Origin of the sequence: Massilia sp. NP310, assembly GCF_019443485.1 — a bacterium.
GTDB lineage: Bacteria > Pseudomonadota > Gammaproteobacteria > Burkholderiales > Burkholderiaceae_D > Telluria > Telluria timonae.
In genome coordinates, this window is sequence record NZ_CP080379.1 from 6,012,619 (window position 1) to 6,036,519 (window position 23,901).

Here is a 23,901-nt window from a genome sequence, read left to right on the forward strand (position 1 = left end):
GTGAATCAAACGACTCAGACTTGCGCGCTCGTGCGATCGGCCAGTGGCCCCACCGCGATCGCGATCTTGCCCCTGAGGCCGTTATCACGGCTTTCCAGCCGCGCATGGGCAAGCGGGATGTTGGCCAGCGAATAGACGGCGCCGACGTGGGGTTTCAGCTGGCCGCGCTCGATCAGGGCGCTCAGTTCGTCGAGCTTGCCGCGGTTCTGGCGGGTGAAGACGAAGTGGTAGCTCGCGTTCTTGCCCCAGGCCTGGATCAGGTTCTGCGGCTGCGCGATGTCCACGATCGAGACCACGCGACCGAGTTGCGCCAGCACGTCCGGGCTGCGCGTCAGGGTGTCGCCGCCGATGGTGTCGAACACCACGTCGACGCCATGGCCGCCGGTCTCGCGCCCGATGGCCTCGACGTAATCTTCTTTCGTGTAGTCGATGACCACATCGGCGCCGAGGGAACGTGCGAACTCGAAATTCTCTTCCTTCACCGTGGTGAACACCCGCGCGCCTATGGCCTTGGCGACCTGGATCACGACGTGGCCGACACCGCCCGCGCCGCCGTGGATGAGGATGCTTTCACCGGCTTTCAGTTGTGCACGGACGGCGAGGGCTTCCCAGGCGGTGCCGCCGACGAGGGTCAGGCTGGCGGCTTCGAGATGGGTCAGCGATGCGGGCTTCCTGCCGACGATGTTTTCAAAGGCGACATGGTATTCGGCATAGCTTCCGGGACCATCGAAGATTTGCGGGGTGTACCAGACTTCGTCGCCCGGCGCGAACGCGGTCACGCCCGGTCCGACTTCCTCGACCACGCCCGAGACGTCGTGCCCGGTGATGCCCGGCAGCGGCACCAGGTCGGCATAGTCGCCGCGGCGCACCTGGTAATCCAGCGGATTGATGGAGGTGGCCTGCACCCGCACCAGCACCTGGCCGGCTTGCGGTATCGGTTTCGGCACGTCGCGCAGTTCAAACGATTCCGGGCCGCCAAAAGAAGTGAGCACTTGAGCTTTCATGATTGTTCCTCGTTTCGTTAAAAAGGGATATCGGGAATTATCGATATGCACTGGCAAAAAAATTTACAGCTCTTTTCCGATGATCTCGGCGAGGGCGCTGATGGTGGCCTCGTTCCTCTTGTAGTACGTCCACTGCCCGATACGCCGCACCTCGACCAGGCCAGCGCGCTGCAGCGTTGCAAGGTAGTCGGACACGGTCGACTGCGACAGGCCGACGCCTTCCTGGATACTGCTCACGCAAACGCCGACCGTGTGCACATCGCCCTCGTCTTGCGGAGGGAAATGCTTTTCCGGGTCCTTCAATCCTTTCAGGATGTCGAGACGGGTACGGTTGGAGAGGGCTTTGAAGATGTCGAGCAGTTCCATGGATTCGAGTATATCGAGATATCCCGATATGTCAAGACACCTGCTGCGCTGTCAAGCTCGGCCCGATTGTTTCAAGTGTTGCATCTCATCGTTTCAATGTGAAACGAGATCGGGGACGGTGGCAGACAGCTATGCCGGAATCGTAGGTGCAGCTTGCGCTAAGTAACTGAATAGAAAGGGAACTGCCTGCGCGCCAGTGATTGGCATCGGGCTGGCACGCACTTTGCAATATCAGCATCGACATCCACCGCACCTGAAAGGACACCGCATGACCAAGCTCTCCGCCGGCGCCGCATTCCGCAAGGCAATGCAGGAAGAATCCCCATTGCAAGTGGTGGGCGCGATCAACGCCAACCACGCCCTGCTGGCCAAGCGCGCCGGTTTCAAGGCGATCTACCTGTCGGGCGGCGGCGTGGCGGCGGGTTCGCTGGGCTTGCCCGACCTCGGCATCTCGAACCTGGACGACGTCCTGATCGACGTGCGCCGCATCACCGACGTGTGCGACCTGCCGCTGCTGGTCGATGTCGACACCGGCTTCGGCGCATCGGCCTTCAACGTCGCGCGCACCGTGCGCACGCTGGCCAAGGCCGGCGCCGCCGCCTGCCACATCGAAGACCAGGTCGGCGCCAAGCGCTGCGGCCACCGTCCGGGCAAGGAAATCGTCAGCAAGGACGAGATGGTCGACCGCATCAAGGCCGCCGCCGACGCCCGTCCGTACGACGAGTTCGTGATCATGGCGCGCACCGATGCGCTGGCGGTGGAAGGACTGGACGCCGCCATCGAACGCGCCGTGGCTTGCGTGGAAGCCGGCGCCGACATGATCTTCCCCGAGGCGATGACGAGCCTCGAGATGTATAAACGGTTCGCCGATGCGGTCAAGGTGCCGGTGCTGGCCAATATCACCGAGTTCGGCGCGACCCCGCTGTTCAGCGTCGATGAGCTCAAAAGTGCCGGCGTCGGCCTGGTGCTGTATCCGCTGTCGGCCTTCCGCGCGATGAACAAGGCGGCCGAAAACGTGTATACCGCGATCCGCCGCGACGGCACCCAGCAGAACGTGCTCGACACCATGCAGACGCGCGCCGAACTGTATGACCGCATCGACTACCATAGCTATGAACAGAAGCTCGACGCGCTGTTCGCCCAGAACAAAGCGAAATAAGGAGAACCGAGGATGACGACCCAGAACAACGAAACCCCGACCTTCAAGCCGAAGAAATCCGTGGCCCTGTCCGGCGTCGCCGCCGGCAATACCGCGCTGTGCTCGGTCGGCAAATCGGGCAACGACCTGCACTACCGCGGCTACGACATCCTGGACGTGGCCGACGCCTGCGAGTTCGAGGAAATCGCCTACCTGCTGGTGCACGGCAAGCTGCCGAACGAGGCCGAGCTGCGCGGTTATAAAGCCAAGCTGCGTTCGTTGCGCGGGCTGCCGGCCGCCGTCAAGAGCGCGCTGGAGGCAGTGCCGGCCGGCGCCCACCCGATGGACGTGATGCGCACCGGCGTGTCGGTGCTGGGCTGCACCTTGCCGGAGAAGGACGACCACAATATCGCCGGCGCACGCGACATCGCCGACCGCCTGATGGCGTCGTTCGGCTCGATGCTGCTGTACTGGTATCACTACAGCCACAATGGCAAGCGCATCGACGTGGAAACCGACGACGATTCGATCGGCGGCCACTTCCTGCACCTGCTGCACGGCTTCAAGCCGAGCGCATCCTGGGTGCAGGCGATGCACACCTCGCTGATCCTGTACGCCGAGCACGAATTCAATGCCTCGACCTTCACCGCGCGCGTGATCGCCGGCACCGGTTCCGACATGCACTCCGCCATCACCGGCGCCATCGGCGCGCTGCGCGGGCCGAAGCATGGCGGCGCCAACGAAGTGGCGCTCGACATCCAGAAGCGTTATGAAAACGCCGACGAAGCCGAGGCCGACATCCGCAACCGCGTGGCCAACAAGGAAGTCGTGATCGGCTTCGGCCACCCGGTATACACGATCTCGGACCCGCGCAACAAGGTGATCAAGGAAGTGGCGCGCGCGCTGTCTCTTGATGCTGGCTCGATGAAGATGTTCGACATCGCCGAGCGCCTCGAGTCGGTCATGTGGGAGGTGAAAAAGATGTTCCCGAACCTCGACTGGTTCTCGGCCGTGTCGTACCATATGATGGGCGTTCCGACCGCCATGTTCACGCCGCTGTTCGTCATCTCGCGCACCTCGGGCTGGGCCGCCCACGTCATCGAGCAGCGCATCGACAACAAGATCATCCGCCCGAGCGCCAACTACGTCGGTCCGGAAGACCTGCAATTCGTGCCGCTGGCCGAGCGCAAATAAAGAGCATCGCCATGAATTCGAATCACCTGAAACCCCTGCCAGGCACCGACCTGGAGTACTTCGACACGCGCGCCGCGGTCGACGCGATCCAGCCGGGGGCCTACGACACCTTGCCGTACACCTCGCGCGTGCTGGCCGAGAACCTCGTGCGCCGCTGCGAGCCGGCCTGCATGAACGACGCGCTCAAGCAGATCGTCGAACGCAAGCGCGAACGCGATTTTCCCTGGTTCCCGGCGCGCGTGGTCTGCCACGACATCCTGGGCCAGACCGCCCTGGTCGACCTGGCCGGCCTGCGCGACGCCATCGCGGCGCAAGGCGGCGATCCGGCCCTGGTCAATCCGGTGGTGCCGACCCAGCTGGTGGTCGACCACTCGCTGGCCGTCGAATGCGGCGGCTTCGACCCGGACGCGTTCAGCAAGAACCGCGCGATCGAGGATCGCCGCAACGAAGACCGCTTCCACTTCATCGACTGGACCAGGAAGGCCTTCCAGAACGTCGACGTGATCCCGCCCGGCAACGGCATCCTGCACCAGATCAACCTGGAACGCATGTCGCCCGTGATCCAGGTGGAAAACGGCGTGGCGTATCCGGACACGCTGGTCGGCACCGATTCGCACACGCCGATGGTCGATGCGCTGGGCGTGATCGCGATCGGCGTCGGCGGGCTGGAAGCCGAAAGCGTGATGCTGGGCCGCGCGTCGTACATGCGGCTGCCCGACATCGTCGGCGTCGAACTGACCGGCAAGCCCGGCCCCGGCATCACCGCCACCGACACCGTGCTGGCGCTGACCGAGTTCCTGCGCAAGTCGAAGGTCGTATCGAGCTACCTCGAGTTCTACGGAGAGGGCGCAGCCGCGCTGACCCTGGGCGACCGCGCCACGATCTCGAACATGGCGCCCGAATTCGGCGCCACCGCCGCGATGTTCTACATCGACGAGCAGACCATCAAGTACCTGCGCCTGACCGGGCGCGAGGACGAGACCGTGCACCTCGTCGAGACCTATGCGAAGCAGGCCGGCCTGTGGGCCGACAGCCTCAAAAACGCCGAGTACGAACGCACCTTGTCGTTCGACCTGTCGAGCGTGGTGCGCAATATCGCCGGGCCGTCGAATCCGCACAAGCGCGTGCCGACCTCGGAACTGGCGGCGCGCGGCATCGCGGGCAAAGTAGAAGACGAACCGGGCCTGATGCCCGACGGCGCCGTGATCATCGCGGCGATTACCAGCTGCACCAACACCAACAACCCGCGCAACATGATCGCCGCCGGCCTGCTGGCGCGCAACGCCAACCGCGCGGGCCTGCTGCGCAAACCCTGGGTGAAAAGTTCGCTGGCGCCAGGCTCGAAGGCTGTCGCCCTGTATCTGGACGAAGCCGGCCTCACGCCCGAACTGGACAAGCTGGGCTTCGGCGTCGTGGCGTTCGCCTGCACCACCTGCAACGGCATGAGCGGCGCGCTCGACCCGACCATCCAGCAAGAGATCATCGAGCGCGACCTGTATGCGACCGCCGTCCTGTCGGGCAACCGCAACTTCGACGGCCGCATCCACCCTTATGCCAAGCAGGCCTTCCTGGCCTCGCCGGCGCTGGTGGTCGCGTATGCGATCGCCGGCACCATCCGCTTCGACATCGAGAAGGACGTGCTGGGACTGGACGCCGCGGGCAGGGAGATCCGCCTGGCCGACCTGTGGCCGTCGGACGAAGAGATCGACGCCGTGGTCGCCGCCAGCGTCAAGCCCGAGCAGTTCCGCAAGGTGTATACGCCGATGTTCGCGCGCGTCGTCGACGATGGCGCCAGGGTCAGCCCGCTGTACGACTGGCGGCCACAGAGCACGTACATCCGCCGCCCGCCGTACTGGGAAGGCGCGCTGGCGGGCGAGCGCACCCTGCGCGGAATGCGCCCGCTGGCGGTCCTGGGCGACAACATCACCACCGACCACCTGTCGCCGTCGAACGCCATCCTGCTCGACTCGGCCGCCGGCGAGTACCTGGCGAAGATGGGCTTGCCGGAAGAAGACTTCAATTCCTACGCCACCCACCGCGGCGACCACCTGACGGCGCAGCGCGCCACCTTCGCCAATCCGACGCTCAGGAACGAGATGGTGAAGGATGGCCTGGGCAATGTGGTTGCCGGTTCGCTGGCGCGCATCGAGCCGACGGGCGAGGTGACCCGCATGTGGGAAGCGATCGAACACTATATGGAACGCAAGCAGCCGCTGATCGTGGTGGCGGGCGCCGATTATGGCCAGGGCTCGTCGCGCGACTGGGCGGCCAAGGGCGTGCGCCTGGCGGGCGTGGAGGCGATCGTGGCCGAAGGCTTCGAGCGCATCCACAGGACGAACCTGGTGGGCATGGGCGTGCTGCCGCTGGAGTTCAAGCCCGGCGTGAATCGCATCACGCTCGGCATCGACGGCACCGAGACCTTCGACGTGGTGGGCGAGCGCACGCCGCGCGCCGACCTGACGCTGGTGATCCATCGCAAGAATGGAGAACAGCTCGAGGTGCAGGTGACCTGCCGCCTCGATACGGCCGAGGAAGTCGCCATCTATGAAGCGGGCGGGGTGCTGCAGCGCTTTGCCCAGGACTTCCTTGAATCGTCGGCGCCGAAGGCGGCGGCTTGATGGAGAAGCGCACGATGTCCCACGTTCCCCAGATCAGGATTCCTGCCACCTATATGCGCGGCGGCACCAGCAAAGGCGTGTTCTTCACGCTGCAAGACCTGCCCGAAGCGGCGCGCGAGCCCGGCGCCGCGCGCGACGCCTTGCTGCAGCGCGTGATCGGCAGCCCCGACCCCTACGGCAAGCAGATCGACGGCATGGGCGGCGCCACCTCCAGCACCAGCAAGGCCGTGATCGTTGCGCGCAGCGCCCGTCCCGACCACGACGTCGACTACCTGTTCGGCCAGGTGGCGATCGACAAGCCCTTCGTCGACTGGAGCGGCAACTGCGGCAACCTGTCGGCCGCGGTCGGCCCCTTCGCCATCGCGAACGGCCTGGTCGACCCGGCGCGCGTGCCGCGCGACGGCGTCGCGGTCGTGCGCATCTGGCAGGCCAATATCGGCAAGTCCATCATCGCCCATGTGCCGATGACAGATGGACAGGTCCAGGAAACGGGCGACTTCGAACTCGATGGCGTGACCTTCCCGGCGGCCGAGGTGCAGCTCGAGTTCATGGATCCGGCGGCCGAAGAAGAGGGCAGTGCCGGTGCGATGTTCCCGACCGGGAACCTGGTCGACGAACTGGACGTGCCCGGCGTCGGCGTCCTGCGCGCGACCATGATCAATGCCGGCATCCCGACCATCTTCATCGAAGCGGGTGCGGTCGGCTACGACGGCACCGAGCTGCAGGACGCGATCAATGGCGACGCGCGCGCGCTGGCCATGTTCGAGACCATCCGCACCCATGGCGCGCTGCGCATGGGCCTGATCGCGAGCATCGAGGACGCCGGCAAGCGCCAGCATACCCCGAAGGTCGCTTTCGTCGCGAAACCGGCCGGCTACCTGTCGTCCAGCGGCAGGCAGGTGGCGCAGGGCGACGTCGATCTGCTGGTGCGCGCGCTGTCGATGGGCAAGCTGCACCACGCGATGATGGGCACGGCGGCGGTGGCGATCGGCACCGCGGCGGCGATTCCCGGCACCCTGGTCAACCTCGCGGCCGGCGGCGGCGAGCGCAGCGCGGTGCGCTTCGGCCATCCGTCCGGCACCCTGCGCGTGGGCGCCGAAGCGGTTCACGAGGGCGGCGCCTGGCGCGTCGGCAAGGCCATCATGAGCCGCAGCGCGCGGGTCTTGATGGAAGGGCGGGTATGCGTGCCGGGTGACGCGTTCTGAAGCCCCGGGGCGGCATCGACGCGGTGTCGCTTTCTTGCCGCAGGTAGTTCAGTTGCAGGCCCATTTCGCGGTATGATGATCGCCCTTGTTGCCGCTCGGCAACTCAAGGCAACCATGAGCTTTAGCCGCGACAGCAACCACCGATGGATGGATTTTCGAACCTGCAATTAGCTGACGTTGCGCAGCCCCGTGGCTACGATGCGGACCCGGCGCAGCTGGCGGACCTGGCCGCCTTGCGGCGCATGGTGCGCGAGCAGCGCGCCGTGTTCGAGAACGCGCCGGTCGGCATCGCCGTCACCCAGCCCGACCAGATCCGCTCCTTCAACCCGCGCGCGGGCGAGATGTTCGGCTTCGCGCCGGAAGAAGTCGGCCGGATTTCGCCGATGGACGTGTGCATCTCGCCCGACGATTACCAGGACCTGATCCGCGAAGCGTTCGCGGTGCTGGCCCGGGGCGGCCTGTTCGAGAGAACTGAGCAGCAGTTCCGGCGCCGCGACGGCAGCACCTTCTGGGCGCGGCTGCGCGGCTGCGCGGTCGAACCGGGCAACCGCAGCGCCGGCACCATCTGGATCGTCGAGGACGTGACCGAGGCGCGCCAGGCGACGGGCGAGGTGCAGGCGATCATGACCAACGCCTCGATCGGCATCATGTTCACGCGCAACCGCGTGATCCGGCGCGCCAATCCCGCCTTCTGCCAGATGTTCGGCTACGGCGAGGGCGAGCCGATCGGGGTGTCCACGCGCGTGATCTACCCGGACGAAGCCGCCTATCGCCAGCTCGGCGCCGAGGCCTATCCGCAGCTGGCCCAGGGCCGGCCGTTCACCACCTCGCGCACCCTGGTGCGCAAGGACGGCACGCCGGCCTGGGTCCAGATGATCGGCTACCAGGTTAACGCGAAAGACCCCGACAAGGGCACGATCTGGATGCTCGAGGACCGCACCCGCGAGCGCAGCGACGAGCAATCGCTGCGCGAGGCGCTGATGGAAAACCGCGCCATCCTCGACAACGCGGTGCTGGGCATCGCCGTGGTCGAGGCGGGGCGCACCCTGCACTGCAACCGCAAGATGGAAGAGCTGTTCGGCGCGCCGCCGGGCGGCATGGACGGCATCGCGGTGCGCGCGCTGTATCCCGACCACGCCAGCTGGAAGGAGGCGCGCGAGCTGTCCGGACGCCAGTTCGCCCAGGGCCAGGCCCACATGGCCGAGCACGAGATGGTGCGGCGCGACGGCAGCCGCTTCTGGGCGCGCCTGTCGGGCCGCCTGTTCGACCTGGCGCAGGCGGGCGGCAGGAGCGTGTGGCTGGTGGACGACGTCACCGCCCAGCGCGAGGCGGCCGACGCCATCCTGCGCGCGCGCGACGAACTCGAGGTGCGGGTGGCCGAGCGCACCGCCGAACTGGCCGGCGCCAACGCCCTGCTGCAGGAAGAGATCAACGAGCGGCGCCAGGCCGAGGCGCGCGTGCACCACATGGCCTACCACGACAGCCTGACCGGGCTGCCCAACCGGGCCATGCTGTCCGAGCGGCTCGAGGCGGCGATGCGCGCCGTGGCCGCGGGCGACGCGCCGCACGCGGGCGCGAAGCTCGCCCTGATGTTCATCGACCTCGACCGCTTCAAGAACATCAACGACACCCTTGGCCACATGGTCGGCGACCAGCTGCTGCGCGACGTCGCCCTGCGCCTGGTGACGGCGGTGCGGCCCAGCGACCTGGTGGCGCGTCTCGGCGGCGACGAGTTCGTGGTGCTGATGCCGGGGATCGCCGGCGGCGACGATGCCGCCGAGGTGGCGGGGCGGATCATCGCCGCGCTGTCGATGGCTTGCCAGATCGACGGCCACTGCCTGCACATCTCGCCCTCGATCGGGATCGGCCTGTATCCGGACGACGGGGTCGACGTCGAGACCCTGATGCGCCACGCCGACGCCGCGATGTACCAGGCCAAGGCGGCCGGCCGCAACAATTACCAGTTCTTCACCGAACGCATGAACCTGGCGGCGGCGCGCCATTTCGAGCTCGAATCGAGCCTGCGCGGCGCGCTGGCGCGCGAGGAGTTCGCGCTGTATTTCCAGCCGATCATGTGCACCGAAACGCGCCGTCCGAGCGCGCTGGAAGTGCTGCTGCGCTGGCGCCGCGGCGGCGCGCTGGTGGGGCCGGACGAGTTCATCCCGATCCTGGAAGAGAGCGGCATGATCATGGAAGTCGGCGAGTGGGTGATCCGCAGCGCCTGCGCCCAGGCCGTGCAGTGGCAGCGCGAGGGGCTGGACGTGGTGCCGCTGGCGATCAACCTGTCGGCGCGCCAGTTCATGCACCAGGGCCTGGTCGACTCGATCCGCGCCATCGTCGCCGACACCGGGATCGCGCCGGGCCTGGTGGAATTCGAGATCACCGAGACCGCGCTGATGCAGCACGGCGGCCAGACGCTGGAGATTCTGCGCCAGATCAACGCGATGGGGATGCGCCTGTCGATCGACGATTTCGGCACCGGGTATTCGAGCCTGGCCTACCTGAAGCGCTTCCCGGTACGCAAGATCAAGATCGACCGCGCCTTCGTGCGCGAGCTGGAGGCCAGCACCGAGGACCGCGCCATCGTGGCGGCGGTGATGGCGCTGGCGGGCAGCCTGCAATTGTCGGTGGTGGCCGAAGGGGTGGAGACCGAAGGGCAGTATGCCTTGCTGCGCTCCTTCGGCTGCCAGTATGCGCAGGGCTATCTGTTTGCGCGGCCGTTGCCGGCGGAGCAGGTGGCCAGGTTGCTGGCGGGGTGATTCCAGCGCACGCCGGGCGCGTCGGCGGGGAGCCCGCCAACCCTGCGCGCTACCGGGATAGGCACTTAATCCGTGAGTGTCGCCACCACCGGCGCGTGATCCGACGGCTGCTCCCACTTGCGCGTCTCGCGGTCGATATGGCAGGCAGTGCAGCGCTCGGCCAGCGCCTTCGACAGCAGGATGTGATCGATGCGCAGGCCGCGGTTGCGGCGGAACGCCATCTGGCGGTAGTCCCACCAGCTGTATTGCTTCTCGGGCTGTTCGAACAGGCGGAATGCGTCCGACAGGCCTAGGGCCATCAGTTCCTGCAGCGCGGCGCGCTCGGGCAGCGAGAAGTGGATGCGGCCTTCCCATTCGGCCGGGTCGTGCACGTCGCGCGCTTCGGGCGCGATATTGTAGTCGCCCAGGATCGCGAACTGCTCGTGCGCCGCCATTTCGGCCGCCACCCAGGTGCGCAGCGCGTCCAGCCAGGCCAGCTTGTACGCATATTTGTCGGAACCGACTTCCTGCCCGTTAGGCACGTAAGCGCAAATGAAGCGCACGCCCCGGATCGTGGCCGCCAGCAGGCGCTGCTGGGCGTCTTCATAATGCGGGTTGTTCCTGACCACATCCTCGATCGGGTGCCTGGACAGGATGGCCACGCCGTTATAGGTCTTCTGCCCGGAAAACGCGACCTGGTAGCCGGCGGCGTTCAGTTCGGCCAGGGGGAATTTGTCATCCGTGAGCTTGGTCTCCTGGATGCAGAGCACGTCGACCGGATTGGCCTGAAGCCATTGCAGAAGATGCGAGAGTCGGACTTTCAGGGAGTTAACATTCCAGGTAACTATTTTCATTGGGCGGTGCGATGCAGTATCCATGCGGGTTTGCGGTCCTTTTGCTGCTTGATTTCTGAATTAGCTACAAGTCTAGCTACAAATATCAGATGAGCCGAAAAGCAACAGCAAGAGACAGTTTCGCCGCATGATACCCGATCAGCCTTTTGCTTTCCCGCCGTTAATGATCCGCTCGATGCTGACGCTGGTGATGCGCGTACTGCGCCCGACCTTGACGAGCTCGAGCTCGCCGCGGCTGACCATCCGGTAGATCGTGGCGCGGCAGACGTCGAGAAGTTTCATTGCGTTGCTGACTCGATACAGGGCTTGTTCCATTTGTATTTACTCCTTCGCTGAATTCGTTTTGCTGGCGCTATCCACCAGGCCGCGATAGCAGCCCTGGTGAAAAGCGCGTTTTATCAGGCGCCCGCCGCCCGGCTCCTGGGCGCGCACATACCGCTCGCCGGCCTGCACGGTCCGGCCGCAGAATGCGCACTGGTGCTGGCGCCGCGCGGTGTGCGTGATGCTGTCGAGGATCACCATCCATCCTCCGGCGCGCCGCCAATGATCACGGTGCCGACGCCGCTGCCCGCCAGCGCCTGGCCGAGGACTTTCGCGCCGCAGTCCGCGCACCACGCTCCCGTTTCGCCGATGCGCATCAGCGTGACGACGTGGCGGCAGCTTGGCGCCGCGTGTGCATCGCCGTCGATCGGCATCAGCATGCTGGGCGGCACATACCATTCCGGCGACTCGACCGGGCAGGGGTGGCGCGGGAATAGCACGCCATAGTCCTCTCCGTCGAACGCCTCCACGATCTCGCCGACGGCGCCCATCGGCGGCATGTAGCCGTCGGTGCCGACAAGCATCACGAGTTGGCCGATCCTCATGACTGACCTCCGCGCCGCGCCCGATCCGCCGCCACCGCATCGCGCTGGCCCTGGCGGTACTGCTCGGCAATCTTGCGCACGCTCTCGGCATTCAGAGGCGCGCCAGCATCGTCCAGCGCTTCGGCCGCTGCTTGCAACTCGTGCCACCATTGCGGCGGATCGTCGTCCACCTCAGAAGGGCGAGAAGCAAGGGCGCTACGGCGGCCGGCGCTGTGCCCAGCAAAGAAGATGCGCTCCGGCACAGCGCCCGCGCCGAGCGGCCCGCGCTTCTCCATCCAATCGGAGAAGTCCTTCTCGGGATCGGCCTCGGGCGCGGTGCTGGGCGATGGCGGGGTGGCGCGAACCAGCTGCGCGGCCAGTCTCGCCAGCGCCTGCTCGGCATCGGTCTCGCAATTCACCGTCGCCTGTGCAACGTGGTCTTCCTCGGCCCAGCCGAGTGGGCGGTTCTCTTCCCACCACGCGATCACGGCGGCAGCTACATTGCCCTTGTCATGGGAGGGGTTAGCCATGGTCGGCTCCTTTCGTGTGGCCGCAGTGGCGGCATTCGTACCAGCTCTCGTCCTCGCCCATGTGGAACTGCATCTTGGCGAAGTGGCAGGTTGGCGCGCTGTCTTCGATGTGCTTGGCCCAGCCTGCATAGACGATCTCCATACCGGCCATGATCTCGTTCACTTCTTCCTGGCTCGGAGCCGCCTTCGGCCCCGCCATGAATCCAGCCGGGCCGATCATTTGCCCTCTCCCTGGCCGCCGTCGAGCTGGGCGGCGCACTGGATGGCTGCGTCCACCGCCTCATTCACATCGTCGGACAGGTAGCCCTCACCGTCGATCACGTGGCGCTCGCCCTCGGCGTCGTACCAGACCGCCATGCCGCAGCCATTCTCCAGCTCGATGCGCACTTCGTATCCCTCCGGCAGTTCGCCGCATGCGCGCAGCGTGGCGCGCCAAAGCTCGATGCCCTTGCTATCCTCGTCCGGCGCTTCCGGTGTGCCGGGGGCGCTAGGGGCTGGCAACTCCCTGCGCATCAGGATCAGCGCATTCAACACGTCATCAACGTTTTCGGCCCGCGTGCGGTCGATTGCGCCCGGCAGCGATATCACGTAGCTCATGACCGTGTTCGTGTCCCACATGTGGTCGTCGCCATCATCCAGCGCGCCAGGTGCTGCGGCTTGCTGGGCGGCGAGAGCCTCATCTCGCTCACGAGTGCGTCGCTCTATGAGAGCATTGGCTACGACCAGCTCCCCGCGCAGGTCGCGTGCAGCCTGCAAAAGTTCTTCATAAGCCGTCTGTGCGCCTTGGGACTGAGCGGCGATCAGTGCGATCACGTCGGCCTTCACCTCGCACCACGTCACATCGTCGGCGCTGAACCCGCGCTTGCTCCAGTCCTTGAAGCGGCGGTACAGGCCGGTCACGATGGCGTCGACGCGCTCGGCATCTGGTGCGGGTGCGACGCTCTCTGCATGCTGGGCGAGGCGAGCAAGAAGCGATTCGACGTCATCGAAGCGAACCCAACGGCCAGTCGGCTCAATGCGCAGCTCGTCGCCCTCGTCCGTCTCGAACGAGTCGTAGCGGACCAGGCGGTCGAGGTCCGGCAGTTCAGGGGATGGGGTGGTGGTCATGCTGCCTGCTCCTTGATGGAAACTTCTTCTTCGTCGAATTCCCAGTCGTCCACGCTGACCAGGGTGATGCCCGCCGACCCGTCGAGCAGCGGCCAGCCCTCGACGCCCTTGACCTTGAACTCGTGCATGGCATTCCAGTCAGCGACCGACGAATGCAGCACGCGGCAGCAAAGCATCTTGAGGACTGCATGCAGCACGTTGTCATCGGCCTGGCTCAGGCGGAAGTCGGCCTCGGACCAGAAGTTGTTGATCTCGTGCAGCAGCGCGTCGGTGCAGATGCTGTGGTCGATGTCGACCACCACCTCGTTACCCATGAAGTCGTAGGTGAGGACGTAGCGTTTCATGCTGCACCGCCTTCCTGGCTGCGCTCGCCTGCTGTAGATGCCTGGGCGCGTTCGTACTCGATTTGCTCCGCCGCCAGATTCCACGGCTCGCCGTTCTCGTCCCACAGCGGCACTTCGGCGGCTGGCAGAGGCTTGGCTTGTGCTGGCGCGGCGAGGGCATTGATCGCCGCCAATACGCGCTTTTCTGCGGCAAAGACTTTGGCCTTCACGCCAGGACCGCCCTTGCCCAGGCTGTGGGCGTGCGCATACTCGCGGTCGCCCAGCTCGCGTGCAGCTGACAACGCTTCGTTCACCAGAGCCTGGCGATCTTCCGGCACTGCTACCTGACCGGCTTGTGCCGCGACCTCAGCCCGCGCCCGCCGGCCTTCCCACGCGCTCTGCACGCAGGGGTTCTCGTACCACCCGCCGCTACCGTCGCGATCGACGCCCACGCGCCGCAGGTTCGATGCACGTTCGTGGCGCTCGAATGCTGCCCGCTCATCCCTCGGTACATTGCCTGCGCCGGCTTCGGCGGCCGATGCATCGCGCAGCACCAGATTGACCTGGTCGGATGGCGCGCCGGCGGCGGCCGGCACCTCGACCACAACCACGCGCTCGTGGTGCTCTCCGGCGTGCGGGAAGGTGCTGCCGAGCGGGCCCACGGTGCCGTGGTTCGCGCTGGTAAGCAGGATCGACCAGGCACGGGGTGCGACGCCGGCCGGCCCAGCGAGAGCGCGCTCGATGGCACGGGCAAAGGCAACTCGGCGCGCACGGTCCCAGTCGGCCATGCATTGGCCAGCGTTCATCTTGAATCCGTCGAGCGCATTCCATTCCTGCTCGATCCGCTCCTCGGTCAGCGCGTAGCCGCCAGCGCCGACGGCCGGGGCCATGCCGGCATACAGCTTCTCGCCGACGTTCGGCATGCGGGCGCGATCGGCCCAGACCACGGACGGCTTGCCGTCGATGAAGCCTTCAAACTCCCCGACGAGTCGCGGCGCGGCGGCCGGCGGCGTTGTCGTGGGCATAGCGAAGGCGGCGCGGGTGACTGCTTGGTCCATCATTTCTCTCCTCGATGTGTGCGGCGCGCAGGCGGCGGCGCCAATTTGTTTTTCAGCTTGTCGCGCTGGGCCTCGGCCAGCGATAGCGCGGCTTCGAACCGGGCGATCTCGGCGCGGGCGCCGCCCAGCTCGTCGTACAGGTGGCGCGCCAGCCGCTCGGGGCACTGGTAGGTGACGCGCAGGGCTTCAAAGCTCACTTTCCGGCTCCGTACATGGCGCGGGCGGCGCGCTCGTCGGCGGCTGCCTCGCTGCGCTGGACCTCGCCGACGATGATCAGGAAGACCATCACGAAGGCCAGGGCCTGGCCGAGGCGGCGCATCATAGCGGCCACCCGCGAACGATGGCGGTGGTGCACGCGGCGCAGACCAGCAGCACGGCGCCGGCCTGGCGCGCGGCGGTCATCAGCTGGCGGCCGTTCATGGCAGTTCTCCCAGTGCGGCCAGGGCGGCGTGCAGCTGGAGGACTGCGGCGTCGCGCGCCCGGCGGGCCTTGTCCAGCTCAGCCTGGGCGGTGATGATCGTGGACATCGGCGCCCGCGCCAGGTCATCGACCGGCACGGCGAACAGCGTGCGCAGCTCGAAACGCTCCGGCGCCGCCTGGACCAGCTCCAGGCGTTCCTGGGTCTTGATCTCGTCCCACAGCGGGAATCCGGCCTCGCGGGAGCGGAACAGGTAGACGACGCTCGAGGCGGGCAGCGGGGTGCCGTCGTCTTCCCAGTCCAGGCGCGCGGCGGCCGGCGGCATGTCTTCGACGCGGCGCTGCAGCGCGTCGGGGGCTGGTGCTGGCGCGGTGGTGGTGGTCATTTCTTGGCCTCGCTCGGCTGGGTGGTCGGGGTCTTGTCGTCGATTGCCTTCAGGTCGCTGTAGTAGCGCGACGAGCCGCGGTTGGCGCGGTAGTTGCGGATCGCGTCCAGGTCGGCCTGGGTCATGCCCTGGCTGTCGGCGCTGGGCGCGCGGCGGGTGCGCTTCGTCTTCATGCTTTTGCCTCCCCGCCCAAGGCCTCGACCAGATCGGCCAGCAGCTTGGCTAGCTCGCCGGTCATGAGCGTGAACTCGCCGTCGAACCGCTCTTGGTCGTCGGATGCCGGCGCGCTGCCTTCCTTCAGGATGTCGAGCGGCGCGATGCCCTTGATCGCCAGCGTCTCGTCGAGAACGAAGCTGATGCGGTCGTTCCAGGTCATGGCAAGGCGGGTGCACTGCTTGCCGGCGGCGATGTGGCGGCGCATGTCGTCCGGCTCGAGGCTGTGCCGTTTGTAGCCGATCTGGGCCCGGCTCTCGCCGGCTGCGCGCAGCGTCGCATCCTGGTCGATCGTGAAGCCGTGCGGCGCCTGGTCGGCTTCAAGCCAGCCTGTCATCACGGCCACCGGCGAGCGCTGAACACGCAGCGATTCCAGCGGCATCTTGTCGACCGCCTTGAGCAGGAGCTTGACGACGTCGTCGGCCTTCGCTGGGCCGGCGGCATCGACCACCAGCCAGCCGTTTTTCGGGTCGATCCATACCAGCGTCGTGCGGGAAACGGAGAATGCCTTCGGCAGCATTTCGTCGGCGGCGCGCTCCTTCAGCTCGCGCATGGCCTTCTTCCCCGGCGGGAAACCTTGCTGCTCTTCCAGCTCCGCCGCCATCGCCTTGGCACGCTCGTTCATGGCCGCGCCCGGCAAAATCTTCTTCTGCGTCTTGAGCGCGAGGAGGAATTGGCCGGCCACCTCGTGCACCAGCGCGCCGTCAGCGCCGCGCGGGCGGCCCCATCCGTGGTGCAGCAGCTCGTTGCTGGAGGCCGGCACGAATGCCTGCGGCTCGAGGTATGCGGCCAGGCCGGCGGCCGTCATGGCCCAGGGGGAGGGCAGGCGGTACACCTGCAGGTTGCGGAAGAACATTTGCGGATCCTTGTCGTTGAGGTCGTGGTTAAAGCGGGGCGCTCGGGTCGATGGCGCCGCCCAGGCAGATCAGGCCGGCCAGAAGGGCCAGCATCAGGCGAGGGTGGCGCTCGCACCAGTCAAGGCGGTAGAAGAGGGCAAAGCGGATCATCATGATCTCCAGGCAAACGGTTGAGGTACGGTTTCAATGCCGAAGCCCCGTCATGCGGGGCGTGGGAGGTTCTGCTTCGCGCTTGTCGGAATGCCGCCGGCAAGCGCTGGACCTAGCCGTACTCGAGCTGGACCGGGCGATCAGCGAAGCCTGCCGCCTCTCGGTGGCCGTCGGCATACGGCACTGGCAGCAGCCAGTAGAGGCATCGGCAGGCGGAGACTGAGATCAGCATTTGCGAGTTCAAGTGGTCAATGCGCGTCGCGCAGTTCGGTCAGGCGCTGGATCGCTGCACGCACGATCGCGGCCATCGCCGCGGCGTCAGCGTTCGGGTGGTCGGCATAGGCCTCGGTCACGTTGCGCCGGCCGCTGCCCACGCCGACGGACACGGTGCCGTCGTCCTGGTCGTGGCGAACGCTAAGGCCCAGCTCGGTGCTGAGCGGGCCGGCCGCCATCCAGCTGCGGCGCCAGTGTGGCGGCACCTGCGGCGCCACGGTCGAGAAGGTCAGCCGCGGCGAGGTAGCGCTGCTGCCGAAGGTGCTAGTGCGCTGCACGTGGACGAGTGGCGCGTCGAGCGTCAGCGTCGCCGGCGCCTTGAACGTGCGACGCCATTTCGGGTGGAGCTTCGCCAGCGCAATCTCGTCGGCGAAGGCGTCCCTCAGGTATTCGTTATCCCACTGCTTCGTCATTTCGATCTCCAGTTCTGCGGCTCGAGAGGTGCTGAGCTCGCTGCATGGAATGTACTTTACCAATAAGATAAATCGACCGCAAGAATTATTTATCAAAAAGATTCATTGATGTGTACAATACGTTCTGTCGGCCGAGTTTGGCTGACCGCACGCCTGGAGCAGGGAGGGGAAACCGCCGACGACCAGGCCTAAGAGCCAAGGACGACCGGAAGGGCAACGCGTGGGTGGATCGTAGAGCGCGCCGGGGGACAGGTAGGAATGCCTGGGAAGTCTGCGAACAAGCGAAAGTGTCCGAAGGCGAAAGCATGGGATGCAGTAGCCCTCCACGGAGGTCGGTAGATGCCGGCCCTTCTAGGGAGGGTTACGCTCTGGAACCGAGGCTCTGCTGGGATAAAACGAAGCCAGGAACTTAGAAATACCTACCTGAACAGCCAAGAACAGAACCTGAACAGTACCTCTATAGGGTGCGTAGGAAAAAAGGCCCGAAAATGTCGCAAAAATTGACGCTGGCGCGCTACCTGGAGGGTAGGGGATCGGTGAAGTCGCTGACCCGCATCGAAGCGGAGGCCTTCGGTGTGCCGTATCCGCTGGTTTCGGGCTGGCCCGCGCGCCACGGCGACACGGAGATTACTCAGGCGATGCTCGAGGACCTATCCCAGCGCATCGCGAGTGCACGACGGTCGACGGCAAATAAGGCACTCCGCGGCCTGTGTGGCGCCGGTGACTCTGGTGCAGATCGTCAACAGAAAGATTGCGGCACCTCCGCTAGTCACGCAGCTAGCTTGGAGCCCAAGGGCGCCGTGACCGCGCCATCATTCCCTGGCTTTGCGCTCCGGCCGACGAAGCGTGCGAGGACTGCTGGCATGGCGAGGGTAGTGGCGTAAAAAAAGCCCGCTCATTGGCGGGCTCAGGCGTTCGCTTATCGACTGCTTTCATCTTCCGAAGGCTGGGCCGCGGCTGGCCTCTGGTGCGCAGAGCCTAAAGGACGTAGTCAGCTCTCGAGAAGGAATCCGTCGTACTCACCAGCTGCGAGCGCATCCTCGTCGTAATCAAGCCCCATCGCCTCGATTTTCAGGCGTTTCTTGTACTGGCCGAGCTCGATGCGTGCGTGCTGGATTGCCAGATCTTTGATGTAATCCTTGTATCCATCGAAGACGGGATAGTCGTTCAACGTCAGCAGCCTGTCGAGCTGGCGATGCAATGACTCCATGGTCATATTCTTGCCGGCCAGCGCAGTGCCTTCTGCGTAAAGGAGGAACTGCTCAGAGAGGATGTGGAGACGATATAGCTCTTCGGGCTTAAGATAATTTTTGCCAGCCGTTGCATCGGCCAGAGTCGGACGCTCACCTTTCATGGACTGCAGGCCCATATTCTCAGCTTTATGATCAGCGCGGTCCATGATCAATTTCGATGCCGTGAGGCCGGTCACCGCATGATGGAACTTATCCTGGAGCAGAGCATAGAAGGATTTCACGGTACGCGACTCTGGGTCATAATCCGAAGAGCTAAGCTTGAAGCACTCACGGACCTTTGCGTACACCTGCTTTTCTTCGGATCGCAGCGAGCGGATTTGCGCAGCTAAGCGATTGAGCTTCTCCGGTGATTCGCGGAGCGCCTTTTCGTTGATGACATAGCCCTGATCGAGATAAGCTCGCAGCGTTTGTGTGGCCCACTTTCTAAACTCGGTTGCGGCGCGGGAATTGACTCGATAGCCAACGGATATGATCACGTCGAGGCTATAAAAGGCTTTAGCTCGATCTGTTTTAGCAATGTGCACTTTTTGCACATTACTTTTTTCGTCCAGCTCCTCGTCGGCAAACACATTCGCGATATGCCTGGAAATAGACGTCCGATCAACGGAAAAGATCTGTGCAATCTGCTCTTGCGTGGCCCAGATGGCCTGAGCTTCAGTGTCAAACTTCAGTGAAACCTGACTGTCGCCGGTGGAGAACACAACTTCCTGGCCGCTCAGCGCCGCGGCCTCTTGGGCAGGCACTACGAATGTCGCGATTGCTCGCGGCGCAGGTGGCGGCGGAAGATTCGGCGCTGGCACAGAAACTTCCCTAGTGGAAGCTGCAATAGGATTGTCAGGCGTACCGATAAGCTCTTCGGCTGTGAGTGGCACACCGAGCTTCACTGACAACAGGAATATCTGGGGCTTCCACCGAGCGGGAATGACGCCCGTCTTGACCCAATAGGCGACGGTGCTCTGTCCTTTGCCTAAGTGCTCTGCTACAGCACTCTGCCCCCCCAAGCGCTCGATGATCTCCCTGGCTTCCATTCATCCTCCTGGCTACAAAAGCCCGAGTCTATCAAAGAATTTGATAATCAATCAAATTTTTTGATGGGGAAAATCGACATTCCGCAGCTGTTCAAGGCGCGGCGCGGCTAGACGATAGTCTTTCCGTTGAGCGTTAATTGTTCGACTTGCTCAGTCGATATGCGCCCGATGGAGCTGGCAGACATCGGTACCGACGCGCCGAACCCGTTCTTGAAGTAGAACGAGCCAGTCGGCCATGCGAAGTAAAATTCGTCACCCTTGCCCCAATTCTTGGAGTAGGGCGGCATCTCGGCGTCACCGACTCGGCCAGGCCGGCGATGCGCTGCTGGCAGGCGAGCAGCGCGGCGCTGACCGCTCGATCGTGCACCTGGCTATCGCTCGGTACCGCCACGCGGTAGACGATCAAGCCGACCAGGGTGACGATGGCGGCCAGCGCTCCGAACGCGAACCACTCCCGCGGGCCGAGTAGCGACGGCCGGCTATGAGCTGCCGCCGCCTCTGCCTGGTGCTCGCGCAAGAATGGCGGGTCCATCAAGGTCTGGCACCGCGGGCAGTTAATCAGCCCGGGAACGGTGATGTGGGCTTTGCAGCCTGGGCACTGGATGGCGGCCATTCTTAGTAAGGGAGCGAATTCCCCACGCGAGATCCGGCGCCCAAGATGCCGATCACTGCAATGAGCGTGATCACAATGGAGATGCTGGCGACGACCTTGACGACCGCCTTGGTGCCGTCACGGGAGAGAATGTCGAGCATGCGGGTGATGGTGTAGGCGGCGATCATCACGCTAAGTGCAGGGAGCATTCTGTTCTTTCAGGACCGGCATCTATGCGTGCCGTTTTCGCCTGCGTGAGTATAGATGAGCAACTGTCGTTAAAATCTAGCCAATACTCACGGCGCGATGGGCCGCGCCGCATCGCGTTTTACCACTTCTTGCGTTCGCCTGCGATTGTCGGCGGCCACTTCGGCGGAAACAAATTTGGTGTAGCACGGCCCGCTTATTTTGCAGAATGTGGTAATCCCAATTTCCGCCCGATCCCAGCTCGCAAACCCCATATACGACGATGGCGGTGTTGGTAGTGCCGGCCGGCCAAATCTAGACGATATCGAATCGACAATGGTTTTGAACGAATACACGTCGCTGGACTCGACCGTGAATTCTTTCAGGGTTCCGTCTTTTGCAATGCTCGCCTCAAACATGGCGTATGCCGCCCAAGTCGGGCGGCTTGGATCGTCGGGCAAGTGCAGGCTTCCGCTGACGCCCCCAGGCCATTTTCTCGAATAAACCCAGCAAGCCCCAGCATCGCGCTTTGGTGGCGCATTTTTGCACTTGCCTACTGGCGCTGGCAGCTTTCCGCCCAGCGGCAGACCGAGAACCGTGATCGGTTCTGATGCGCCGGCAGGCGCGCCTTGTGCGAATAGCACGGACGCGAGCAACAGTGCAATCGACTTCATCGAAATTCTCCGTAAATTGGGCGCACTACAAGCGCCCAGTCAGCAATCGGCCCGGTTGATACACCACGCGACCCACAACATTCATCTGCCCGCTCCGCACGTTGATCGGCTCGAAGTCAGGGTGCAGGAAGCTGAGATACCACTGCCCGCCGCGCTGCAAGAGCTGTGCGATGACCGCTTCTCCATCCCAGTTCACTGCATATACCTCGCGGTTGCGCTTTACCGTATCCGCCGTGTCCACGACCACCCAGTCATCCTCGAACACCAGCGGCTCCAGCCCGCGATCCGCTACTTGAAGCGCGAGCAGGCGAGAGCCGTCGACGCCTAGCTCCCGGGCCGCGGATCCTGTCATCTGCACGTGCTTCGCACCGAACATCTCGGGCTCGACCTCGAAACCGGAAATGCCGGCCCGCAGCCGGAGCTTCACGGCACGTACTGAAATCGAATCTATCTGGTCGGTGAGGGCTGCCTGCGGCTGCGCCCAGGTCATGAGCGCGAACGGCGGTACCGTTTGCGATGCTCGACCATTACGCCGATCACAATCAGATGATCGGTGTCGCTTCGCAGCGTGGCGTAGTCGTCATTCAGCGGCACCAGTTCAAATACTTCGTTGCCGTTCGCGCCCATCCCGCGAGGGCGGTACTTCTTGAACGTCGCTTGGTCACCGCCATTCTTCGCGACCACGAAGTCGCCGGGGTTGGGCGCCAGCTCGGGATCGATAATCACGCGATCGCCTGGACGGAACTCAGGGGTCATCGATTCGCCCTCCACCTCCAGGCTGAATGCCCAGCGTGACAGGTTCTCGTCATCCACGTATTCGATCGCGAAGCCCGCGCCTGGAGCGTAGGGGGTCTCCATGTCCTTCAGGGCCCCTGCTTGCACGGCCGAGATCACAGGAATGGGGCGGCCGCCAAGGCGCGCAGGCGATACATTTTCATCGAACTTCTTTACTTCATCCGGACTTGCTGCCGGCGTGGCACCGGCATTGATCTCTGCGTGCAGCGTATCGAGCCAACCTTCAGGGAGGTGGTGGGCCTGCTCTATCCGGCGCGCGATTGAGTTTCCTATGTTCTTCGAGGGCGTTGGGCCGATGATCTGGCTTACCTGCGAAGCGTCCATCCCCACAAGCCGAGCGAAGGCGATTTTGGCACCGGCCTTGGATGCTAGCCATCGAGCATTCTCACGGCGAATTTCTTCTCTAGTCATAAACACATCATCAGGGTTTTTATCGTTCAGATAAACAACCAAAAAGATAAACTTCCGCTTGTGTTCGCTTTATCTTTTTGGTAAAGTCACTCGCATGGACATGAAAACCTACCTGCAGCAGGCAACCCCGGATGAGCGCGATGCCCTCGCGTCTACCGTCGGGTCGTCTGTCGGCTACTTCTACCTGCTTGGCGGCGGGCATCGGCGCGCTTCTCCCGCGCTGTGTCGCCGATTGGTTGCCGCCGAATCAAAGCTGACGCTTTCTGAGCTACGTCCGGATATCTGGTCACCGCCAGGGGTAGATCCAGCGGCGCCAGCGCGGCGCTCTACCGATACGCCACCCGTGCCGACGTAGAGCAGTAGTGGAGCTTCACGTCGCTGCATGACTTATTAACCATTTCCTGTAACCCGCATCACTAGGAGAAAACCATGAGCAACCCGAACGCCAAAACCATCTCGGTCAAAGGCTACCTGTCGCCGGACGTCTACCTGGCCAACAAGGCAGTGTTCGATCCAGTCGGCCTTTCGATGAGCGCCGCGATCGGCCTTGGCCTTCAGCAGCTGGCAGCTTCGATCCGCGAACTTGACCCTGCACATCGTACCCGGCGAGAGGTCGCAGGGCGTATGCCCAAACCGGGCCTACAGCGGACCTGGCCAGTGTCGAGCGCTCGCCGGGCCCGCGGTGGCGCCCCCAAGCCTTTCATGCGGGTTTAAAGGCTTCCGGGTGTTGGGCATATCGAAAAGCGAATAAGGGGAGGCAGCAGATGGACGAACAGAAGGACAAGGACAAGGTGGTGGCGAAAGCGCGCAAGTGGGCGTCGAGCCGGCGCGCCAAGGCCGCCGCCACCGGTCCGGATAGGGAGCGCGCGCAGTCTCGCCACCGGCAGGACGGGAATGAGCTGGCGGAGGCGGTCGAGAAGCTTGAGAAGGGCTTCGCGCAGAGGTCGACGTAGGCAGCACCCAGGCGGCGGGATGGCGCCGCCACCAATACCGAGGAGTGAACTTGAAAAACGTACCGAAGCTGCTGGACACGCTGCGCGAGCGCTTCCAGATCAAGAGCGACGCCGCGCTGGCGCGGGAGCTGGACATCGTGCCGGCCCAGATCAGCAAGCTGCGCGGGGGCGCGACGCTGGGCCCGAGCGTGATCCTGCGGATCCATGAGCACCTGGGTATGCCGGTCAAGGAAATACGCGAGCTGGCGGCGTAAAGCCCGCTCCCCACCAATACCACGATACCCCGGTGCCAGTCCGCAGGACTGCGCCGGATCACAGAA

The 23,901-nt window shown here is 64.5% G+C and carries 31 protein-coding genes; 8 read left to right on the forward strand and 23 right to left on the reverse strand.

The genetic code is table 11. The features are described 5' to 3' along the window. Positions 1-14: 14 nt before the first annotated feature. Together KY496_RS26595 and KY496_RS26600 are read right to left on the reverse strand one after the other, a co-directional pair. Positions 15-1,004 (reverse strand): zinc-dependent alcohol dehydrogenase family protein, encoded by a 990-nt coding sequence (locus KY496_RS26595; RefSeq protein WP_219863173.1) that lies wholly within the window; start codon positions 1,002-1,004, stop codon positions 15-17. Between the two features lie 63 nt (positions 1,005-1,067). Next, positions 1,068-1,370, reverse strand: a complete 303-nt coding sequence (locus tag KY496_RS26600; RefSeq protein ID WP_071363555.1) for a helix-turn-helix transcriptional regulator — start codon at positions 1,368-1,370, stop codon at positions 1,068-1,070. A gap of 268 nt (positions 1,371-1,638) precedes the next feature. Between KY496_RS26600 and prpB the strand changes: the two genes are divergently transcribed. The 5 genes from prpB (at position 1,639) to KY496_RS26625 (ending at position 10,284) form a co-directional block, all read left to right on the forward strand. Continuing rightward, the gene (gene prpB, locus KY496_RS26605; protein WP_005669275.1) at positions 1,639-2,529 is read left to right on the forward strand and encodes a methylisocitrate lyase; all 891 of its coding nucleotides are present in this window, start codon (positions 1,639-1,641) and stop codon (positions 2,527-2,529) included. Positions 2,530-2,541: 12 nt separating this feature from the next. Further along, positions 2,542-3,702, forward strand: coding sequence for a 2-methylcitrate synthase (gene prpC / locus KY496_RS26610; RefSeq protein WP_219863175.1), 1,161 nt, complete (start codon positions 2,542-2,544; stop codon positions 3,700-3,702). A gap of 11 nt (positions 3,703-3,713) precedes the next feature. Then, positions 3,714-6,320, forward strand: coding sequence for a Fe/S-dependent 2-methylisocitrate dehydratase AcnD (gene acnD, locus KY496_RS26615; protein ID WP_219863177.1), 2,607 nt, complete (start codon positions 3,714-3,716; stop codon positions 6,318-6,320). Positions 6,321-6,334: 14 nt separating this feature from the next. After that, entirely contained in the window at positions 6,335-7,525 is a 1,191-nt protein-coding gene (prpF, locus tag KY496_RS26620) for a 2-methylaconitate cis-trans isomerase PrpF (protein ID WP_005669282.1), read from the forward strand. Between the two features lie 143 nt (positions 7,526-7,668). Then, complete coding sequence (locus KY496_RS26625) at positions 7,669-10,284, forward strand: EAL domain-containing protein (protein WP_219863179.1); 2,616 nt, start codon at positions 7,669-7,671, stop codon at positions 10,282-10,284. Positions 10,285-10,349: 65 nt separating this feature from the next. On the opposite strand, the gene xth is transcribed toward KY496_RS26625, so the two are convergent. The 21 genes from xth to KY496_RS26720 form a co-directional block, all read right to left on the reverse strand. After that, entirely contained in the window at positions 10,350-11,117 is a 768-nt protein-coding gene (xth, locus tag KY496_RS26630) for an exodeoxyribonuclease III (protein ID WP_005669285.1), read from the reverse strand. Between the two features lie 138 nt (positions 11,118-11,255). Then, positions 11,256-11,432, reverse strand: a complete 177-nt coding sequence (locus KY496_RS26635) for a helix-turn-helix domain-containing protein (protein WP_083415557.1) — start codon at positions 11,430-11,432, stop codon at positions 11,256-11,258. A 6-nt stretch (positions 11,433-11,438) separates the two neighbouring features. Continuing rightward, positions 11,439-11,639: a hypothetical protein gene (locus KY496_RS26640; RefSeq protein WP_219863181.1), complete on the reverse strand. Its 201-nt coding sequence runs from the start codon at positions 11,637-11,639 to the stop codon at positions 11,439-11,441. Then, positions 11,633-11,983: a hypothetical protein gene (locus KY496_RS26645; RefSeq protein ID WP_219863182.1), complete on the reverse strand. Its 351-nt coding sequence runs from the start codon at positions 11,981-11,983 to the stop codon at positions 11,633-11,635. Before KY496_RS26645 ends, KY496_RS26640 begins: the two co-directional genes overlap by 7 nt. Next, complete coding sequence (locus KY496_RS26650; RefSeq protein ID WP_219863184.1) at positions 11,980-12,492, reverse strand: hypothetical protein; 513 nt, start codon at positions 12,490-12,492, stop codon at positions 11,980-11,982. Before KY496_RS26650 ends, KY496_RS26645 begins: the two co-directional genes overlap by 4 nt. Beyond that, entirely contained in the window at positions 12,485-12,712 is a 228-nt protein-coding gene (locus KY496_RS26655) for a hypothetical protein (RefSeq protein ID WP_219863185.1), read from the reverse strand. The genes KY496_RS26650 and KY496_RS26655 overlap by 8 nt, the downstream gene beginning before the upstream one ends. Continuing rightward, positions 12,709-13,599 carry a hypothetical protein gene (locus KY496_RS26660; protein ID WP_219863187.1) on the reverse strand — a complete coding sequence of 297 codons (891 nt, stop codon included), beginning with the start codon at positions 13,597-13,599 and terminating at the stop codon, positions 12,709-12,711. The genes KY496_RS26655 and KY496_RS26660 overlap by 4 nt, the downstream gene beginning before the upstream one ends. Then, positions 13,596-13,943 (reverse strand): DUF2528 family protein, encoded by a 348-nt coding sequence (locus tag KY496_RS26665; protein ID WP_219863189.1) that lies wholly within the window; start codon positions 13,941-13,943, stop codon positions 13,596-13,598. The genes KY496_RS26660 and KY496_RS26665 overlap by 4 nt, the downstream gene beginning before the upstream one ends. Then, complete coding sequence (locus KY496_RS26670; protein WP_219863191.1) at positions 13,940-14,983, reverse strand: hypothetical protein; 1,044 nt, start codon at positions 14,981-14,983, stop codon at positions 13,940-13,942. The genes KY496_RS26665 and KY496_RS26670 overlap by 4 nt, the downstream gene beginning before the upstream one ends. Then, positions 14,980-15,177, reverse strand: coding sequence for a hypothetical protein (locus tag KY496_RS26675; protein ID WP_219863193.1), 198 nt, complete (start codon positions 15,175-15,177; stop codon positions 14,980-14,982). Before KY496_RS26675 ends, KY496_RS26670 begins: the two co-directional genes overlap by 4 nt. Beyond that, positions 15,174-15,302 carry a hypothetical protein gene (locus KY496_RS27330; RefSeq protein WP_267877512.1) on the reverse strand — a complete coding sequence of 43 codons (129 nt, stop codon included), beginning with the start codon at positions 15,300-15,302 and terminating at the stop codon, positions 15,174-15,176. The genes KY496_RS26675 and KY496_RS27330 overlap by 4 nt, the downstream gene beginning before the upstream one ends. A 94-nt stretch (positions 15,303-15,396) precedes the next feature. Continuing rightward, positions 15,397-15,783 carry a hypothetical protein gene (locus tag KY496_RS26680; RefSeq protein WP_219863194.1) on the reverse strand — a complete coding sequence of 129 codons (387 nt, stop codon included), beginning with the start codon at positions 15,781-15,783 and terminating at the stop codon, positions 15,397-15,399. Continuing rightward, positions 15,780-15,956 carry a hypothetical protein gene (locus tag KY496_RS26685; protein WP_219863196.1) on the reverse strand — a complete coding sequence of 59 codons (177 nt, stop codon included), beginning with the start codon at positions 15,954-15,956 and terminating at the stop codon, positions 15,780-15,782. The genes KY496_RS26680 and KY496_RS26685 overlap by 4 nt, the downstream gene beginning before the upstream one ends. Next, the gene (locus KY496_RS26690; RefSeq protein WP_219863198.1) at positions 15,953-16,852 is read right to left on the reverse strand and encodes a recombination-associated protein RdgC; all 900 of its coding nucleotides are present in this window, start codon (positions 16,850-16,852) and stop codon (positions 15,953-15,955) included. Before KY496_RS26690 ends, KY496_RS26685 begins: the two co-directional genes overlap by 4 nt. 28 nt (positions 16,853-16,880) lie before the next feature. Continuing rightward, positions 16,881-17,006 carry a hypothetical protein gene (locus KY496_RS27335; protein WP_267877513.1) on the reverse strand — a complete coding sequence of 42 codons (126 nt, stop codon included), beginning with the start codon at positions 17,004-17,006 and terminating at the stop codon, positions 16,881-16,883. 245 nt (positions 17,007-17,251) lie between these two features. Then, positions 17,252-17,689, reverse strand: a complete 438-nt coding sequence (locus KY496_RS26695; protein ID WP_219863199.1) for a hypothetical protein — start codon at positions 17,687-17,689, stop codon at positions 17,252-17,254. 991 nt (positions 17,690-18,680) lie between these two features. Beyond that, a complete protein-coding gene (rhuM, locus tag KY496_RS26700; RefSeq protein ID WP_219863201.1) occupies positions 18,681-19,970 on the reverse strand; it encodes a RhuM family protein in 1,290 nt (429 codons plus the stop codon). Between the two features lie 615 nt (positions 19,971-20,585). Continuing rightward, a complete protein-coding gene (locus KY496_RS26705; protein ID WP_219863203.1) occupies positions 20,586-20,753 on the reverse strand; it encodes a hypothetical protein in 168 nt (55 codons plus the stop codon). 105 nt (positions 20,754-20,858) lie between these two features. Next, the gene (locus tag KY496_RS26710) at positions 20,859-21,422 is read right to left on the reverse strand and encodes a hypothetical protein (protein ID WP_219863204.1); all 564 of its coding nucleotides are present in this window, start codon (positions 21,420-21,422) and stop codon (positions 20,859-20,861) included. A 25-nt stretch (positions 21,423-21,447) separates the two neighbouring features. After that, positions 21,448-21,912: a S24 family peptidase gene (locus tag KY496_RS26715; protein WP_219863206.1), complete on the reverse strand. Its 465-nt coding sequence runs from the start codon at positions 21,910-21,912 to the stop codon at positions 21,448-21,450. Further along, positions 21,909-22,670, reverse strand: a complete 762-nt coding sequence (locus KY496_RS26720) for a LexA family transcriptional regulator (RefSeq protein WP_229520378.1) — start codon at positions 22,668-22,670, stop codon at positions 21,909-21,911. The genes KY496_RS26715 and KY496_RS26720 overlap by 4 nt, the downstream gene beginning before the upstream one ends. A 387-nt stretch (positions 22,671-23,057) precedes the next feature. Between KY496_RS26720 and KY496_RS26725 the strand changes: the two genes are divergently transcribed. The 3 genes from KY496_RS26725 to KY496_RS26735 are packed head-to-tail and all read left to right on the forward strand — an operon-like array spanning position 23,058 to position 23,835. Then, entirely contained in the window at positions 23,058-23,342 is a 285-nt protein-coding gene (locus KY496_RS26725; RefSeq protein ID WP_219863208.1) for a hypothetical protein, read from the forward strand. A 50-nt stretch (positions 23,343-23,392) separates the two neighbouring features. After that, positions 23,393-23,581, forward strand: coding sequence for a hypothetical protein (locus KY496_RS26730; protein ID WP_219863210.1), 189 nt, complete (start codon positions 23,393-23,395; stop codon positions 23,579-23,581). Positions 23,582-23,631: 50 nt separating this feature from the next. Continuing rightward, positions 23,632-23,835, forward strand: a complete 204-nt coding sequence (locus KY496_RS26735) for a hypothetical protein (protein ID WP_083415552.1) — start codon at positions 23,632-23,634, stop codon at positions 23,833-23,835. Positions 23,836-23,901: the final 66 nt, after the last annotated feature.

Coding starts and splice junctions, on each gene's coding strand:
- KY496_RS26595 (WP_219863173.1), bottom strand. CDS start 1,004: ATGAAAGCTCAAGTGCTCACTTCTTTTGGCGGCCCGGAATCGTTTGAA.
- KY496_RS26600 (WP_071363555.1), bottom strand. CDS start 1,370: ATGGAACTGCTCGACATCTTCAAAGCCCTCTCCAACCGTACCCGTCTC.
- prpB (WP_005669275.1), top strand. CDS start 1,639: ATGACCAAGCTCTCCGCCGGCGCCGCATTCCGCAAGGCAATGCAGGAA.
- prpC (WP_219863175.1), top strand. CDS start 2,542: ATGACGACCCAGAACAACGAAACCCCGACCTTCAAGCCGAAGAAATCC.
- acnD (WP_219863177.1), top strand. CDS start 3,714: ATGAATTCGAATCACCTGAAACCCCTGCCAGGCACCGACCTGGAGTAC.
- prpF (WP_005669282.1), top strand. CDS start 6,335: ATGTCCCACGTTCCCCAGATCAGGATTCCTGCCACCTATATGCGCGGC.
- KY496_RS26625 (WP_219863179.1), top strand. CDS start 7,669: ATGGATGGATTTTCGAACCTGCAATTAGCTGACGTTGCGCAGCCCCGT.
- xth (WP_005669285.1), bottom strand. CDS start 11,117: ATGAAAATAGTTACCTGGAATGTTAACTCCCTGAAAGTCCGACTCTCG.
- KY496_RS26635 (WP_083415557.1), bottom strand. CDS start 11,432: ATGGAACAAGCCCTGTATCGAGTCAGCAACGCAATGAAACTTCTCGAC.
- KY496_RS26640 (WP_219863181.1), bottom strand. CDS start 11,639: ATGGTGATCCTCGACAGCATCACGCACACCGCGCGGCGCCAGCACCAG.
- KY496_RS26645 (WP_219863182.1), bottom strand. CDS start 11,983: ATGAGGATCGGCCAACTCGTGATGCTTGTCGGCACCGACGGCTACATG.
- KY496_RS26650 (WP_219863184.1), bottom strand. CDS start 12,492: ATGGCTAACCCCTCCCATGACAAGGGCAATGTAGCTGCCGCCGTGATC.
- KY496_RS26655 (WP_219863185.1), bottom strand. CDS start 12,712: ATGATCGGCCCGGCTGGATTCATGGCGGGGCCGAAGGCGGCTCCGAGC.
- KY496_RS26660 (WP_219863187.1), bottom strand. CDS start 13,599: ATGACCACCACCCCATCCCCTGAACTGCCGGACCTCGACCGCCTGGTC.
- KY496_RS26665 (WP_219863189.1), bottom strand. CDS start 13,943: ATGAAACGCTACGTCCTCACCTACGACTTCATGGGTAACGAGGTGGTG.
- KY496_RS26670 (WP_219863191.1), bottom strand. CDS start 14,983: ATGATGGACCAAGCAGTCACCCGCGCCGCCTTCGCTATGCCCACGACA.
- KY496_RS27330 (WP_267877512.1), bottom strand. CDS start 15,302: ATGATGCGCCGCCTCGGCCAGGCCCTGGCCTTCGTGATGGTCTTCCTG.
- KY496_RS26680 (WP_219863194.1), bottom strand. CDS start 15,783: ATGACCACCACCACCGCGCCAGCACCAGCCCCCGACGCGCTGCAGCGC.
- KY496_RS26685 (WP_219863196.1), bottom strand. CDS start 15,956: ATGAAGACGAAGCGCACCCGCCGCGCGCCCAGCGCCGACAGCCAGGGC.
- KY496_RS26690 (WP_219863198.1), bottom strand. CDS start 16,852: ATGTTCTTCCGCAACCTGCAGGTGTACCGCCTGCCCTCCCCCTGGGCC.
- KY496_RS27335 (WP_267877513.1), bottom strand. CDS start 17,006: ATGATGATCCGCTTTGCCCTCTTCTACCGCCTTGACTGGTGCGAGCGC.
- KY496_RS26695 (WP_219863199.1), bottom strand. CDS start 17,689: ATGACGAAGCAGTGGGATAACGAATACCTGAGGGACGCCTTCGCCGAC.
- rhuM (WP_219863201.1), bottom strand. CDS start 19,970: ATGGAAGCCAGGGAGATCATCGAGCGCTTGGGGGGGCAGAGTGCTGTA.
- KY496_RS26710 (WP_219863204.1), bottom strand. CDS start 21,422: ATGAAGTCGATTGCACTGTTGCTCGCGTCCGTGCTATTCGCACAAGGC.
- KY496_RS26715 (WP_219863206.1), bottom strand. CDS start 21,912: ATGACCTGGGCGCAGCCGCAGGCAGCCCTCACCGACCAGATAGATTCG.
- KY496_RS26725 (WP_219863208.1), top strand. CDS start 23,058: ATGAGCAACCCGAACGCCAAAACCATCTCGGTCAAAGGCTACCTGTCG.
- KY496_RS26730 (WP_219863210.1), top strand. CDS start 23,393: ATGGACGAACAGAAGGACAAGGACAAGGTGGTGGCGAAAGCGCGCAAG.